Annotated in this window: 14 protein-coding genes and 1 pseudogene; 9 read left to right on the top strand and 6 right to left on the bottom strand. The window is 62.7% G+C overall.

The genetic code is table 11. From position 1 onward, the window contains the following. Nucleotides 1–159: 159 nt before the first annotated feature. A complete protein-coding gene (locus NKH83_RS21645; protein ID WP_352807304.1) occupies nucleotides 160–1,392 on the bottom strand; it encodes an MFS transporter in 1,233 nt (410 codons plus the stop codon). 176 nt (nucleotides 1,393–1,568) lie between these two features. On the opposite strand from NKH83_RS21645, the gene NKH83_RS21640 reads away from it, so the two are divergent. Further along, on the top strand, nucleotides 1,569–1,856 hold the full coding sequence (locus NKH83_RS21640; protein WP_352475440.1) for a DUF3175 domain-containing protein: 288 nt from the start codon (nucleotides 1,569–1,571) through the stop codon (nucleotides 1,854–1,856). A gap of 85 nt (nucleotides 1,857–1,941) precedes the next feature. Here the strand turns inward: NKH83_RS21640 and NKH83_RS21635 are convergent, their stop codons facing one another. From NKH83_RS21635 to NKH83_RS21625, 3 genes and pseudogenes are all read right to left on the bottom strand, one after another. Further along, on the bottom strand, nucleotides 1,942–2,118 hold the full coding sequence (locus NKH83_RS21635) for a hypothetical protein (protein WP_352475441.1): 177 nt from the start codon (nucleotides 2,116–2,118) through the stop codon (nucleotides 1,942–1,944). A gap of 55 nt (nucleotides 2,119–2,173) precedes the next feature. Then, nucleotides 2,174–2,791 (bottom strand): annotated as a pseudogene (locus NKH83_RS21630) (IS5 family transposase); the annotation flags it as partial. Nucleotides 2,792–2,813: 22 nt separating this feature from the next. Continuing rightward, entirely contained in the window at nucleotides 2,814–3,293 is a 480-nt protein-coding gene (locus NKH83_RS21625) for a hypothetical protein (RefSeq protein ID WP_352807299.1), read from the bottom strand. A gap of 386 nt (nucleotides 3,294–3,679) precedes the next feature. On the opposite strand from NKH83_RS21625, the gene iolE reads away from it, so the two are divergent. The 4 genes from iolE (at nucleotide 3,680) to NKH83_RS21605 (ending at nucleotide 7,025) form a co-directional block, all read left to right on the top strand. Beyond that, nucleotides 3,680–4,591 carry a myo-inosose-2 dehydratase gene (iolE, locus tag NKH83_RS21620; protein ID WP_352475443.1) on the top strand — a complete coding sequence of 304 codons (912 nt, stop codon included), beginning with the start codon at nucleotides 3,680–3,682 and terminating at the stop codon, nucleotides 4,589–4,591. A 200-nt stretch (nucleotides 4,592–4,791) separates the two neighbouring features. Continuing rightward, a complete protein-coding gene (locus tag NKH83_RS21615; RefSeq protein WP_023721239.1) occupies nucleotides 4,792–4,998 on the top strand; it encodes a LacI family DNA-binding transcriptional regulator in 207 nt (68 codons plus the stop codon). A gap of 4 nt (nucleotides 4,999–5,002) precedes the next feature. After that, the gene (gene mocR / locus NKH83_RS21610; protein WP_352475444.1) at nucleotides 5,003–6,469 is read left to right on the top strand and encodes a rhizopine catabolism transcriptional regulator MocR; all 1,467 of its coding nucleotides are present in this window, start codon (nucleotides 5,003–5,005) and stop codon (nucleotides 6,467–6,469) included. A 190-nt stretch (nucleotides 6,470–6,659) separates the two neighbouring features. Next, the gene (locus NKH83_RS21605) at nucleotides 6,660–7,025 is read left to right on the top strand and encodes a GFA family protein (protein WP_352475445.1); all 366 of its coding nucleotides are present in this window, start codon (nucleotides 6,660–6,662) and stop codon (nucleotides 7,023–7,025) included. Between the two features lie 31 nt (nucleotides 7,026–7,056). On the opposite strand, the gene NKH83_RS21600 is transcribed toward NKH83_RS21605, so the two are convergent. Together NKH83_RS21600 and NKH83_RS21595 are read right to left on the bottom strand one after the other, a co-directional pair. Next, nucleotides 7,057–7,500: an SRPBCC family protein gene (locus tag NKH83_RS21600; RefSeq protein ID WP_023675820.1), complete on the bottom strand. Its 444-nt coding sequence runs from the start codon at nucleotides 7,498–7,500 to the stop codon at nucleotides 7,057–7,059. Between the two features lie 169 nt (nucleotides 7,501–7,669). After that, entirely contained in the window at nucleotides 7,670–8,914 is a 1,245-nt protein-coding gene (locus NKH83_RS21595) for a DegT/DnrJ/EryC1/StrS family aminotransferase (RefSeq protein WP_352475446.1), read from the bottom strand. A gap of 347 nt (nucleotides 8,915–9,261) precedes the next feature. On the opposite strand from NKH83_RS21595, the gene NKH83_RS21590 reads away from it, so the two are divergent. From NKH83_RS21590 to NKH83_RS21575, 4 genes are all read left to right on the top strand, one after another. After that, a complete protein-coding gene (locus NKH83_RS21590) occupies nucleotides 9,262–10,236 on the top strand; it encodes a polysaccharide deacetylase family protein (protein ID WP_352475447.1) in 975 nt (324 codons plus the stop codon). A 66-nt stretch (nucleotides 10,237–10,302) separates the two neighbouring features. Next, nucleotides 10,303–11,271 (top strand): rhizopine catabolism ABC transporter substrate-binding protein, encoded by a 969-nt coding sequence (locus tag NKH83_RS21585; protein WP_352475448.1) that lies wholly within the window; start codon nucleotides 10,303–10,305, stop codon nucleotides 11,269–11,271. 205 nt (nucleotides 11,272–11,476) lie between these two features. After that, complete coding sequence (locus NKH83_RS21580; RefSeq protein WP_352475726.1) at nucleotides 11,477–12,592, top strand: ABC transporter permease; 1,116 nt, start codon at nucleotides 11,477–11,479, stop codon at nucleotides 12,590–12,592. Between the two features lie 14 nt (nucleotides 12,593–12,606). Beyond that, nucleotides 12,607–13,419, top strand: coding sequence for an ATP-binding cassette domain-containing protein (locus NKH83_RS21575; protein ID WP_254819104.1), 813 nt, complete (start codon nucleotides 12,607–12,609; stop codon nucleotides 13,417–13,419). Nucleotides 13,420–13,451 lie beyond the last annotated feature (32 nt).

Genomic DNA, 13,451 nt, shown 5'->3' with positions numbered 1-13,451 from the left:
GAGGCCGGGCAACCGCCCAGATGCGACCGTGAGACGATGTTCAGCGTCTTTGCCACTGCTGCCTGCCAACCTGGCCCGTTGCCACACCTGTCTGGCGTCGCGCAGCCTTCGGCTATTGTCAAGCGACGGACGGAGAGGCTGTACCCGTACCGCTGTGCTTCAGGCCGTCACAGCAGCGCTGCGCCGGGCCTTCCACAGCAGCAGCGCCATGGCCAAAATGTTCAGCAGGTTCCAGGCAATGCCGTTGAGGAACGCGGCGGCATAGGAACCGGTCAAATCGTAGATCCAGCCCGACATCCAGCCGCCGATCGCCATGCCGAAAATGGTCGCCATCATGACGATGCCGACGCGCTGGCCAGCCTCTTTGGCTGGCATATATTCGCGCACGATGATCGCATAACAGGGCACGATGCCGCCCTGCGACAGGCCGAAGACCAGCGAGACGACATAGAGCGAGGCAAGCCCGTCGAACGGGATATAGAACAACAGCGACAGGCATTGCAGCACCGAGCCGATCAGCAGGGTTTTCACGCCACCGATGCGATCGGCAAGGAAGCCCGAGCCTAGCCGGCTGACGACGCCCGCCGCCAGCATGATCGACAGCATATCGGCGCCATGTGCCACGCCGTAGCCGAGGTCCATGCAATAGGCGACGATATGGACTTGCGGCATCGACATCGCCACGCAGCAGCCGAGCCCGGCGACGATGAGCAGTGCCTGCAAGGCCGCCGGCGACAGTGAGATCGGCTGCACCACGCGGCTCCCCGGCGATCCCGGAGCCGCCTGGGGCGGTGCGCCGCGCCGGAGCAGCAGGATCAGCGGCACCATGGTAACCAGGCAGACGGCGCCGATCGCGGCATAGGTGAAGCGCCAGCCTTGCGCCTGCATGACATAGGGCATCGCCGTCGGCCAGATCGCTCCGGCGAGATAGTTGCCGGACGCGGCAGCCGTCACCGCAACGCCGCGGCGCCGGTTGAACCAGTGCGAGATGTCGGCAATCAGCGGCCCGAAGATTGCCGACGAGCCGACGCCGATCAACAGACCCTGGACGAGGGTGAACTGCAGGATCGAACTGGTCAGCGACGCCAACAGGAAACCGGCGCCAAGTGTAATCGCGGCAATCAGCGCCGGCACCCAATACCCCATGCGGTCGATGGCGCGGCCGACCAGCACATTGCCGGCGGCAAAGCCTACCATCGTCGCCGTGTAGGGCATCGAGGCAGCGGCGCGATCGACGCCGAATTCTGCCTGCACGGCGGGCAGCACCACGACCACCGCCCACATGCCGACCCCGCCGATCGTTGCCAGCAGCATCGAGATGCCGAGACGTATCCAGGCATAGGCACTGTCGATGCCGGAACTTCCTGCCTGGCTTGAGACGATTGGGGTCAAGAGCGTTTCCTGTCCGCAGTTCTTTAATCGGCGGTTCAGACCACTATCGGCGCATTCGCGTCGCCGAGCAGCGCCACGATGGGCAAATCCGTGGCTCCAGGGATTTCGGGCCGAAGTGGAACAGCGGCCCACCATGGGGCGTTTTCCCGGCAACGACCTAGTTGAAGGAGTTTGCCATGACCGCGCAACGGAAATGGTCCGCCGACGTCACCGAGCATAGCGACGCGCTGGACCTCGAGGAACACATCTTCGAATCGCACGATCCAAGGAAGATCGCCGCCTCGCTGAAGCGGTCGGCCGAGCGCAGCGACCGACGCAAGGCAGGGCCGTTTCAATCGGCCATGTCGATGCTGAATTTCTACATCAACCGCGCCGGCAAGAACCTGCCGGCGGCGCAGAAGAAAGTGCTGGAGGACGCTAAAGATGAACTCCGCGTCCTTTTTGGCCGCTCAAAGGAGGACTAGTAGTGAAAATCTGACGCTTGGTATCCGTTGGGAATGGCGGGGAACCGACCCGAAGCGGAACTCGGCGCATCTACAGCGAACGAAGTCACACCGCAATAAAAGAGATCGCGCCTATTAATACAATTGCCGCTGCTGCAGCAAACCAATAAGACGAGCGTAGAATGCTGCGGTCGTTTTTATTTCCATGGCTTCTTACAATCATAACCAGTCCGACCGAGCAGAAGATAACTCCCACAAGGGCCGACAGAAAAAAGAGATACATACCGGTCTCCACTCCAAGGCGAGCACTTTAGCAAATGGTGGGCATCTGTCGATGGTTACCTTCGTGTGCGGCACGCAGCGCTCTGGGGCGTGGACTCATTACTGCGTAGCCAGAGGCGGATTGCGACGAGTTTGAGCGCGGTAAGATAGTTCTCAGCCAGCTTGTCGTAGCGGGTTGCGAAGCGGCGGAATTGCTTCGCTTTGTTGAAGAAGCGCTCAACTAAGTTGCGGGCCTTATACAGGAAGGGGCTGAAGCAGATCGGGCCCTTGCGGTTGGCCTTGGGCAGGATGTTGGCCCCCATGCCTTTTCGCTCGCTGACCGCATTACGCAAGGCGTTGGCATCATAGCCCTTGTCGGCGAGCAGCATGGCACCCTCCGGCAAATTCGTGATCAGGTCCGCTGCTGAGGCAATGTCACTCATCTGACCTGCCGTGTGCATCAGTTTGATCGGCATGCCTTTGGCGTCGACAAGAGCATGGATTTTGGCTGTCAGCCCGCCTCGGGAACGACTGAGACAATAATCTCGACCCCCTTTCGCGCCCTGCTGATGGACGCGAACAATAGAGGTGTCGATCATCTGCACCTTGCCGTCATGGGCTTTGGTGATTGCGTCCATGAGGCGGTCTCACACACCTGCTTTCCGCCATCGGACGAAGCGATTGTAACAGGTGGTCACTGTCGGCGCGGGCTGTCAATCACGGTGCGGATAGCGTCGGCGGAATGTATTCGCTGTCCGGCACGGGAAGATGCCCGTCCGTTTCGATAATTACAGCCCACATCTCGAAGTTGACAAGCGCTGTGCAATTCACATCTGCCTGCCGAAGGTATGGTGCGCCATAGCTGCATGAGGCTCCGGCTACCTTGGCGATAAAGCCGGGCTCGCTTCCGATTGCACCGAACGCTACACCGTCAACAGCAAGGATAGTCTTGTAATTTTGCCAAAGCCGGGCTGACGCCTCTTTTGTACGGAAAATTAACCAGTTCCTTCCGTCCGAAAAGCTGAAAGTGATCGTTCCATCGGAGAATTTGGTCCGCGTGACTTCACCGGTGCAGCTGGAGGTCAGCTTCTCGTTTCGGACGATAAGACGCTTGCACTCACCCTTGACCGTCCAAATCTCGGGCGGGCCATCTTTCGGTTTGACTGAGGCCCCGACTGCCCCTGTTGTAAGCGCCAATATTACTAAAACCCGGGCTGCCCCCTTGAACAAATCACACCTTTTTTGGCTGAGCTATGACGAGTTTTTTAGGCTATTCCTGTTAAAACCACTGCCTAGAACCCCTTAAATCTTGATTTGAAACGACGTAGATACGGGTTCGCAAGTAGGCCGCTTTCCACCCATCCCAGTCATTCCGCCTTTATGAGTTTACGGCCTAATCCACCGCCTATGTCGGCCTTCCACCCAGAGCGGCTGTTATCGTTACCATCAGACTTTCACCACCAGGATCGACCACCATCGACTGGTTCTGCCAAATTCGGCTGAACTGGACCTAGTGACGGGTCCTCCTTGCCGCCAGTCTGCAGGCTCGGCTTGTATTCCCAAGCCCGCAAAGGTCTGGCGCCATGACGGTCAAGATCGGCATCAATCCCATCACCTGGAGCAATGACGACGTTCCGGCGCTTGGCGGGAATACGCCCCTGGAGACCTGCCTGTCGGAAACGGCGCAGGCCGGCTACCGCGGCACCGAGCTCGGCGGCAAATTTCCGCGCCAGGCCGAAGTGCTTGGGCCGCTCCTGTGTTCCTATGGCCTGGAACTCGTCTCCGGCTGGTATGATGGCCGCATTCTCGACCGCACGGTCGACGAGGAATTCGCGGCGATCACTCCGCATCTGAAGCTGCTGCGCGATCTCGGCGCCAGGATCGTCGTCTATGCCGACACCTCGCGTGGTCGCCATGACGGTATTTTCGCACCGATCTCCGAGCGTCCGCGCCTCGCCGACAGCGACTGGCCGTCCTATGGCGAGAAACTTACCGCCCTCGCCGACCGCATGGCCGCATTCGGGGTCGGCATGGCCTTCCACCACCACATGGGCACCATTGTCGAGACGGACGATGAAGTCGACAGGCTGATGGCGGCGACGGGCCGATGCGTTGGCCTGTTGTTCGATACCGGCCACTGCCTGTTTTCGGGCGGCGACCCGCAATCGCTGCTGCGACGGCATCTCGACCGTATCGTGCATTTCCATTGCAAGGATGTTCGCAGGGCGGTGCTGGAACGGGCACGCCGCGAGGACATGAGCTTCATGGCGGCGGTAATGGACGGCATTTTTACCGTGCCCGGCGACGGCTCGGTCGATTTCCTGTCGTTGCTTAAACCCCTCGCCGCGCGCGGCTATGAAGGTTGGATCGTTGTCGAAGCCGAGCAGGATCCGGCCAAGGCGCATCCGCTGACCTATGCCAGCAAAGGCTATGTCTCGCTGCTCGCCACCGCCCGCGAAGCCGGCTTCGAAGTGGCGACGCGGCAGGCAGACTGACCGGACCGCATTGCGAGCCGGAGGAACATAATGGGCGCGCGCCTCGATGGGGTTAGCGACGCGAAAGCGCCCGGCGATCCGCGCCGTCTTGCTCCCTGTGCGGCGCGGATCGCAGAATCCCGGCTCTGGATTTCAAACCCCGACTTTCAAGCTTGAGGCCGGCCGGAGGCCGTGTCTTGATGCAACCGAGGAGGAGCGACATGGCTTTCGAAGCTGCGCTTGGCATGGAACGGCTTTGCACCATCCGGGAGATTGCCGAGAAGGCGGAACTTGGCGCCGCCACCGTGCATCGCGCGCTGAAGAACAGCCGCGAGGTCCACCCCGAAACCAGGCGACTGGTGCTTGATACCGTCTGTCGGCTCAACGAGGAAAAGATCGCCCGCGCTGCCCGGTTCGTCGGGGGATAGTGCCGTGGCCGACCACATGCGCCTTTCCCTCGACATCATGTCGGTCGACCGCGCTTCGGAAGAACCGATGCATCGTCAGATCTACGGCGCCCTGCGACGCTTCATCCTTGACGGCCAGATCCCACAGAACACGCTGCTGCCGTCGACGCGCTCGCTGGCCGAAGATCTGAAGGTCGGGCGCAACACGGTCATCGCCGCCTATGACCAGCTCCTTGCCGAAGGTTTTATCGAGGCGCGTGCCGGATCGGGCACCTGGGTGGCGCCGATCCAGCAGAACCGCCCGTTAGCATCCCTGCGCGCCGGACTGGCAGCGCCGCAAAAGCTGTCGCGGCGTGGCCAGACCATCGTCAACGGCCCGCAACCGCCGCGCAATGCCGGCGTCATCAATTTCCATCCCGGCGTGCCCGAAACGGCATCGTTTCCGTTCACCATCTGGTCAAGCCTTCTGGTGCGCAATGCACGCAGCCGCGACGAGAGCCTGCTTGGTTATCTCTCCTTTGCCGGCCACCCCGGCCTGCGTCAGGCCATTGCCTCGACCATCGGCCTGTCGCGCGGCATCAGCTGCACCGCCGACCAGGTGATCATCGTCACCGGTGCGCAAGCAGCGCTCGATCTCGTCTCGCGCGTGCTGATGGACGAAGGCGACCATGTCTGGATGGAGGAGCCCGGCTATCTCGGCGCCAAAAGCGCCTTTCTTGCCAGCGGCGCCAAATTAGCACCATTGAAGGTCGACCGGCGCGGCTGGCATCTTGCCGATCCGGAGCTGCCGCCGCCGCGGCTGATCTATGTGACGCCATCCTGCCAATGGCCGTTCGGCACCATCATGCGCATCGAGGAGCGCCTGCAACTGCTCGACATTGCCGAGCGCAACCGCGCCTGGATCGTCGAGGATGACTATGACGGCGAATACCGGTTCCGCGGCCGGCCGGTGCCGGCCCTGCGCGGGCTCGACCACGCCGACCGCGTCGTCTACATCGGCAGCTTCGGCAAGACGCTGATCCCGGCGCTGCGCATCGGCTATCTGATCGTGCCGCGCGAACTGTCGGTGCCGTTCGATCGGGCAGTGAGCATCACCGGCCAGTTCGCGCCGCTGATCCTGCAGGCAACGGTCAACGACTTCATCACGCAGGGCTATTTCGCCACACACCTCAAGCGCATGCGCCGGCTCTACGCGCGTCGGCAGGCGAACTTCGTCAAGCTGTGCCAGGAGCATCTGGCCGAATGGCTGACCGTGACGGAAAACGATTCCGGCATGCAGCTGCTGGCGAGCTTCGTCAGGCCCTACAAGGACAGTGACGTGGTTGCCGCCGCCCTCAAGGAGGGGCTCGACGTCCAGGGCATCTCCATCAACTACCACTCTACTGAACCCGAGCACGGCCTGCTGCTCGGCTATGCGGCGATGGACGAACGCCAGATCCTGCGCGCCGTGCTGGCGCTGCGCGCCGCGTTCCTAAGGTTGGACAGAAGCTAGAGCAAGCGCGTCATCTCGTTCACCGCGGTTGCAACAGTCGCCCGAGGCGATTAGAAATGCGGCATCGGTCCTGGTCCTTCGCCGCGTTCGCGCAAGGAGCCACTCGCAAGGCCGAAACTCCCCGAAAACCTGAAGCATGCCACCGCCGCTATGGCCCGGCGGCGCTTTCATCTGAACCATGAGGATTGCCATGAGAACCGCATCCTGTGCCTGCGGGCAACTGAGGATCTCCTGTAACGGAGAGCCGCAACTGGTTGCACAGTGCCACTGCCTCGACTGCCAGAAGCGAACCGGCAGCACGTACGGCGTCGCAGCCTTCTTTGCGCGCGACAAGGTAGAAGCCGAAGGCGACGCCAGCACCTACAGGCGATCGGCTCGGAGCGGCCATCACGTCACTTTCCATTTCTGCCCGGGCTGCGGCTCGAGCGTCTTCTGGGAGCCCGAGCGAAAGCCTGAATGGATCGCCGTCGCGGTCGGCTGCTTCGCCGATCCCGCCTTTCCGGCTCCGGCGCATGCTGGGTGGGAAGAACGGCGCCATCCCTGGGTTTCCGGTTAGCGACGCCAACCCGCCAGGGCAGCGCTTTATCCTACTGGTTGATCTCGGGTTCAACGAGCTTCGCCAGATTTCGCAGCGACTCCTGCCAGCCGAGATAGCAGGCCTCGACCGGGATGGCGTCTGGAATACCTGCCTGCGTGATATTCACTTCGGTGCCGACCGACACTTTCTTCAATGTCACGGTCACCTCGATCTCGCCGGCCAGGTTGGGGTCGTCGAACCGGTCGGTGTAACGCAGTTGCTCGTTGGGCACGAGCTCGACATATTCGCCGCCGAACGAATGGCTGTCGCCGGTGGTGAAGTTGCGGAAGGACATTTTGAACGTACCGCCGACTTTTGCCTCGAAGTGATGAACCGTGCAGGTGAAGCCGTTCGGCGGAAGCCATTTCGCAAGTGCATCCGCTTCGAGGAACGCGCGGTAGACTTTCTCCGGGCTTGTTGTCAGAACGCGGTGCAGCCGTACGGTGCCGGGCATATCGTTAATCCTCCGTGTTGGTGATCGATGCCCCCTAGGACGAGCGGAGCCCGGCCTATCCGACACGGGCCCGCGGATTTTTTGACAACCGGTTATGCCGGCCGGAATCCTCTCCCGGCCACCGGACAAAGAATTCGACCGCAGGGTAGCAAACCGCGCCGGATCTGGTCTAGTTCACACTGTCGAACTTCTGCAGATCAACCGGTGCCGCCTTGCGCAATTCGATATCATCGAGCGAAGCATTCTCCAGCGCCACCCGCGCCGCCGCGTCGATGTTGTGGATCATGTCCTGAATGTCGCTATCGCTGTGCGCTGGGTTCATGGCGACCATCACGGTGCGGTTGAGGATGTCGAGCGAGCGCTTGCCGAGGTCGTCGGAATAATCCAGCCGCAGGCCCTGGTTCTCGGGCAGTGCGTAAGGATTGAGCGCCGGATGATGCGCCCCTTCATGCATCAGCACCTGGTCCCACTGGGTGAAATTGTGACGGCCGGTCTTGCCGGCAACGACGCTCGGAATGGTCTTCGAAAAGGTCTGCGCCGCCTGCTCGCTCGGCAGCAGGTACATCACCTGTGCGGCGCAGTCGTCGTCCGCGCTGTTCATCGGCGACGGCGTCAGCCCAAGATTGCTAAGGTGGCGGGTACCGGCCAGCACCGTCTTCTTCTCGGCCCGCATCGCCTCGATGATGCCGTCCAGCCGGTCGAGCTGGACGTTGAGCATCGCCCCCATCAGTTCGGAAGCACGCGCGCCGATGCCGGCGAAGGGTTTGATGCTGTCGCTTCTGCCCTGCCAGTAGAAATGGCAAGGGTCGATGGCGCAGCGCGCCCGCTCAGCCACTTTCGGATCGCTGGTGGCGATACCGCCGCCCTCGCCCGAGGTCATGTTCTTGAAGTAGTTGAAGGAATAGGCGCCGGCATGGCCGATCGAGCCGAGCCTGCGGCCCTCATAGCCACCGCCGATGCCTTGGCAGACATCCTCCAGCACCAGCAGACCGCGCTTGGCAGCAATGTCCATGATCGCATTCATGTTGCAGGCCGCGCCCCACATATGCACCGGGATGACCGCCCTGGTGCGCGGCCCGATGGCGTCCCGCAAGGCGATGGGATCGATGGTCAGGCTCTCGTCGATGTCGACGATGACGGGAATGGCCCCGACCGAAAGCACCGCGGTCGCGGTCGCCATATAGGTGTGCGCAGGCACCAGCACTTCGTCCCCCGGGCCGATTCCGAGGCCGATCAGGCCGGCGGCGAGCCCATAGGTGCCGCTGGCGGCCAGCGCGAAATGCTCGACGCCAAGATGCTGCGCATAGCGGGCCTCGAAGCGGTCGCATTCGCTGTCCTTGCCGTAACGAAACAGCGCGCCCGAGCGGATCACCCTGGCAATGGCTTCGATTTCCTCTTCGCCGGCGGTGTACATGACAGGCCTCCAAGTCACTTGGTAATGTGGGTCGCTTGATGGTGTGGACAGCTGTAGGCTTGTCGGCACAGTTTGAAAGAACCACTCCGCCGCTATTCGACCAAGCCATCTGCGCCCGGACGACGGTTCCTATGAGTGGTTTTGAACCCTGATTGGGGAAATCGGCAGCTAAGTGTCGCAGCCGGCAGGCAAATCGTATCCATCCGAATTCGCCAAAGTGGCCCTGTCGGAAAGCCGGGTTTCGGCGTTCCATTCCGGCCATTTGGGCAAACGGTTGGTTCCATGAAATACGGGACACACTTTGGAAGACCCCCGAAACCGGTATGCCGGCGGGAAGGCGGCCATTCGTGAACGCCGCCGGCTCCAGCAAACGGATCGTGCTCCACGAGGACGATGTCGGCATGTGCCACGGCGCCAACAGCGCCTTTCTCGAATTGAGCGGGCTGGGTGTCTGCAGTTCCGGCGCGGTGATGGTGCCGTGCCCCTGGTTCCTCGAAATGGCCGAAGGCGCCGCCGCCAACCCCTGCCTTGACCTTGGCGTCCACCTGACGCTGAACAGCGAGAAGCAGCATTACAAATGGCGGCCCTTGACCGCGCCGTCGCGAGCGGCCGGCCTGACCGACGAGTTCGGCTTCTTCTGGCCCGATGTGGCGACCACGCGCCGCAAGGCGGTGCCGCAGGCGGTCGAGGCCGAGCTTCGCGCCCAGATCGACACCGCCTATCGCGCCGGCATCGACGTTACCCATCTCGACGCGCATATGGGCGCGGCATTGTCGCCGGAATTTTGCGACATCTACATCAAGCTCGGGCTGGAATATCAACTGCCCGTGCTGCTGACCAAGACGCTGTCCGCCTATTCCCCCAACGACAATCTGGTCGGCGTTACCGAGGAGGCGTTCCAGCGCGGCGTGGCGCTGGCCCGCGCTGGCGGCTTTGCCATTTTCGACGCCGCGATCCAGACGACCTGGGGCCGGCCGCGTTCCAGGCCGATCGAGCCCGCTTACAAAGCGCTCATCGAGGGTGTGCGCGAGGGCCTGACCTTCTTTTGCCTGCATTGCAACGCGCCCGGTGAACTCGAGCTGATCGAGCCGCGCTCAGCCTATATCCGCACCGAAGAGTACGAGCTGTTCCGCGGCCAGGGCTTTCGCGACTGGCTCGCCGCACAGCCGATCGACATCATCGGCATGAAGGCCCTGCGCGAGGAGCTTCGCGCCACGCTCTCGGCCGGCCGATCATCGACAACGGCCCGCGGCAGCAACGCGGGCGAACAGCGATTGGCGTCGGCAAAGGCCCGCAAAGCGGCCACCCGATCCGCGACGTGAGCCGATCGTCGCGGCCGGAAACGGCGCCAGAGGGATTGGAACTGCAACGACAAATGGGAGAACAAGATGAAAACTCTTCTGAAAGCGGCATTGGGCGCCTTCCTCTCGGCGGGCCTGATGACTGGCATTGCGTATGCCGCGGGCCTCAAGGATCCGAAGGACGTCCGCATCACCTTCGTGGTGCACGGGTCGGCGTCCGATCCCTATTGGTCGGTGGTCAAGCGCGGCGTCGATGACGCGGCCGCCCTCACCGGCGCCAAGGTCGAATATTACGCGCCGCAGGTCTTCGACGTGGTCGAGCAGGCCCGGCTTCTCGACGCCGCCATTGCCACCAAGCCGGACGGCATCGCCGTCTCCATCGCCGACGCCAATGCACTCGGCAAATCGGTCAAATCCGGGCTTGCCGCCAATATTCCCATGGTGGTTCTGGATTCCGGCGAAAAGGAAGGCGCCGAGCTCGGCACGACGCTCTATGTCGGCACCGTTTCCGAATATGATTCCGGCAAGAAGGCCGGCGAGCGGCTGGCCAAGGAAGGCACCCTGAAGGTCCTTTGCATCAATCACGAGGTCGGCAATGTCAGCCTCGACCAGCGCTGCCAGGGCCTCAATGACGGGCTGAAGCCATCCGGCGGCGGCACCGAGGTCCTGGCCGTAGCGCCCGATCCCGCGGACATCCAGCGCCGCACGGAAGCCTATCTGTCGGCACATCCCGACACGCAGGCCGTCTTCGCGCTTGGCGCCACTGCCGCCAACCCGCTGATCCCGATGTTCCGCGACAAGGAACTGTTCGGCAAGCTCAAGCTCTATACCTTCGACATCAGCCCGGAGGTTCTCGACTCTGTCGTCGCCGGCGAAATGGGCTTCGGCATGGACGCCCAGCAATATCTGATGGGCTATCTGCCGGTGATCTATCTGGTCGAGCAGGCGACGCACGGCTTCTGGCCGCAGAACAACGCCTATACCGGACCGCTGTTCATCGACTCGCCGGAAAAAGCCAAGGCGATCCTGGCGCTCGCCAAAGAGGGCATCCGCTAAAGCATGTCGCGCAAAAGTGTGCAGCGGTTTTGCGGTAACGACATGCATCAAAATTTAGGCCAGCGCTCCGGCGGAACGGGAGAATGCGCCAAGCGCTCTCCCGTTCCTTCGAAGATTGCGATTTGAGCGATTGGAGAGCCTAATGGCGGTCGTGGAAGACAAGGCGATATCTCCGGGTGAACTGAAGGCGACCGACCGCTTCGGCATGACGTCGAAGCGGGCCGCCGGCGCCGACGAACGGTTGGCCAGCACCGGCAAGCTGACCCAGTGGCTGCGCCGGCCGGAAGCCGGTGCCGCCGGTGGGCTGCTTGCGACGATCATCATCTTTGCGCTGCTGCCGGGCGCGGCGAACCTCTATTCGCTGCAGGGGTCAATGACCTTCCTGACGCTGTCGGCGGAGCTCGGCATCGTCGCCACCGCGGCAGCACTCCTCATCATCGCCGGCGAGTTCGATCTTTCGGTCGGCTCCATGGTCGGCTTCGCCGGTGTCGTCATCGGGCTGACGGTGAAGTACTGGGGACTGCCGCTATGGGGCGGCATCGCCTGCGCCCTCGCCGTCGCCATCCTCACCGGCTATCTCAATGGCCTGATCGTGGTGAAGACGCGCCTGCCCTCCTTCATCGTCACGCTCGCCACGCTCTATATCCTGCGCGGACTGTCGATCGGCATCACCCGCGCCGTCACCGGCCGCACCCAGATCCCCTACATACTCGAGGGCGCACCGGATCCGGCGACGGCCGGCATTTTCAACGGCCATCTGCTCACCGGCCTGTTCCACTGGATGGGCGCGCAAGGCTGGATCGCCACCCGCAGCGACGGCATCCCGTTCGTCGCCGGCATTCCGATGTCGATCGTCTGGTGGCTCGGCCTGACGGCGCTGGCCGGCTACGTGCTGACCCAGACGAAATACGGCAACTGGATCTTCGCCACCGGTGGCGACCTGATCGCAGCCCGCAACGTTGGCGTGCCGGTCGATCGCGTCAAGATCAGCCTGTTCATCTACACCGCCTGCGCGGCGACGCTGCTTGCCACCATCCAGGTGATGGAGGCGGGCTCCGCCGACACCACGCGCGGCCTGCTCAAGGAATTCGAGGCGATCATCGCCGCCGTCATCGGCGGCGTGCTGCTCACCGGCGGCTACGGCACCGTCTATGGCGTGCTGTTCGGCGCGCTGATCTTCGGGCTGGTGCAGATGGGCATCTTCTACACCGGCATCGACACTGACTGGTTCAAGGTCTTCCTCGGCATCGTCATCCTGATGGCTGTGCTGGTCAACAACTACATCAGGCTGAAGGCGCTCGGCCGCGGAGGTGGCAAATGACCGAGCCGGCCCAAATGACCGCGCCAGCAATGGAACTGCGCGGCGTCAGCGTCAATTTCGGTTCGGTGCGCGCCCTCCAGGACATCGACATCAAGGTCTATCCGGGCGAGGTCCACTGCCTGCTTGGCGATAACGGCGCCGGCAAGTCGACGCTGATCAAGGTTCTGTCCGGCGTCTACCGGCCGACCAAGGGCGAAATCCTGGTCGACGGCAAGCCGGTCACTTTCCGCAGCCCGCGCGACGCGCAGGAACTCGGCGTGGCAACGGTGTTCCAGGACCTCGGCATGATCTCGCTGATGTCGATCACCCGTAACTTCTTCCTCGGCCGCGAGCCGACCAAAAGCAGCCTGCCCTTCTCGCGCATCGACAAGGAGCGCGCCAACACCATCGCCAGGCAGGCGATGGCCGATATCGGCATCGACGTGCGCGATCCGACGCAAGCCGTCGGCACGCTGTCGGGCGGCGAGCGCCAGTCGGTGGCGATCGCGCGCGCCGTGCATTTTGGCGCGCGCGTGCTGATCCTCGACGAGCCGACCTCCGCACTCGGCGTCCACCAGGCGGCGATGGTGCTGAAATTCATCATCGAAGCGCGCATGCGGGGCCTGGCCGTCATTTTCATCAGCCACAACATCCACCATGCCTATCCGGTCGGCGACACCTTCACCCTGCTCAACCGCGGCCGCAATCGCGGTACCTACGCCAAGTCGGAGATCTCGCGCGACGAGGTCATCTCGATCATGTCGGGCGGCGAGGATCTGAAAGCGGTCGAGGCGGAGATTGCCGGCCTGCTCGCCCAGATCGGCAACCGGCCGCCTGCGGCGCCTTGAGCTGACATCAGGACATTGCGGGGAATGATCCA

This window comes from Mesorhizobium sp. M0909, assembly GCF_040319515.1.
In the GTDB taxonomy this organism is placed as follows: Bacteria; Pseudomonadota; Alphaproteobacteria; order Rhizobiales; family Rhizobiaceae; genus Mesorhizobium.
This window is presented reverse-complemented; position numbering and strand designations above follow the sequence as displayed.

What these genes read in the sequence shown, in the direction of transcription:
- NKH83_RS21640 (WP_352475440.1), top strand. Translation starts at nt 1,569, where the DNA reads ATGACCGCGCAACGGAAATGGTCCGCCGACGTCACCGAGCATAGCGAC.
- NKH83_RS21635 (WP_352475441.1), bottom strand. Translation starts at nt 2,118, where the DNA reads ATGTATCTCTTTTTTCTGTCGGCCCTTGTGGGAGTTATCTTCTGCTCG.
- iolE (WP_352475443.1), top strand. Translation starts at nt 3,680, where the DNA reads ATGACGGTCAAGATCGGCATCAATCCCATCACCTGGAGCAATGACGAC.
- NKH83_RS21615 (WP_023721239.1), top strand. Translation starts at nt 4,792, where the DNA reads ATGGCTTTCGAAGCTGCGCTTGGCATGGAACGGCTTTGCACCATCCGG.
- NKH83_RS21605 (WP_352475445.1), top strand. Translation starts at nt 6,660, where the DNA reads ATGAGAACCGCATCCTGTGCCTGCGGGCAACTGAGGATCTCCTGTAAC.
- NKH83_RS21600 (WP_023675820.1), bottom strand. Translation starts at nt 7,500, where the DNA reads ATGCCCGGCACCGTACGGCTGCACCGCGTTCTGACAACAAGCCCGGAG.
- NKH83_RS21595 (WP_352475446.1), bottom strand. Translation starts at nt 8,914, where the DNA reads ATGTACACCGCCGGCGAAGAGGAAATCGAAGCCATTGCCAGGGTGATC.
- NKH83_RS21585 (WP_352475448.1), top strand. Translation starts at nt 10,303, where the DNA reads ATGAAAACTCTTCTGAAAGCGGCATTGGGCGCCTTCCTCTCGGCGGGC.
- NKH83_RS21580 (WP_352475726.1), top strand. Translation starts at nt 11,477, where the DNA reads ATGACGTCGAAGCGGGCCGCCGGCGCCGACGAACGGTTGGCCAGCACC.
- NKH83_RS21575 (WP_254819104.1), top strand. Translation starts at nt 12,607, where the DNA reads ATGACCGCGCCAGCAATGGAACTGCGCGGCGTCAGCGTCAATTTCGGT.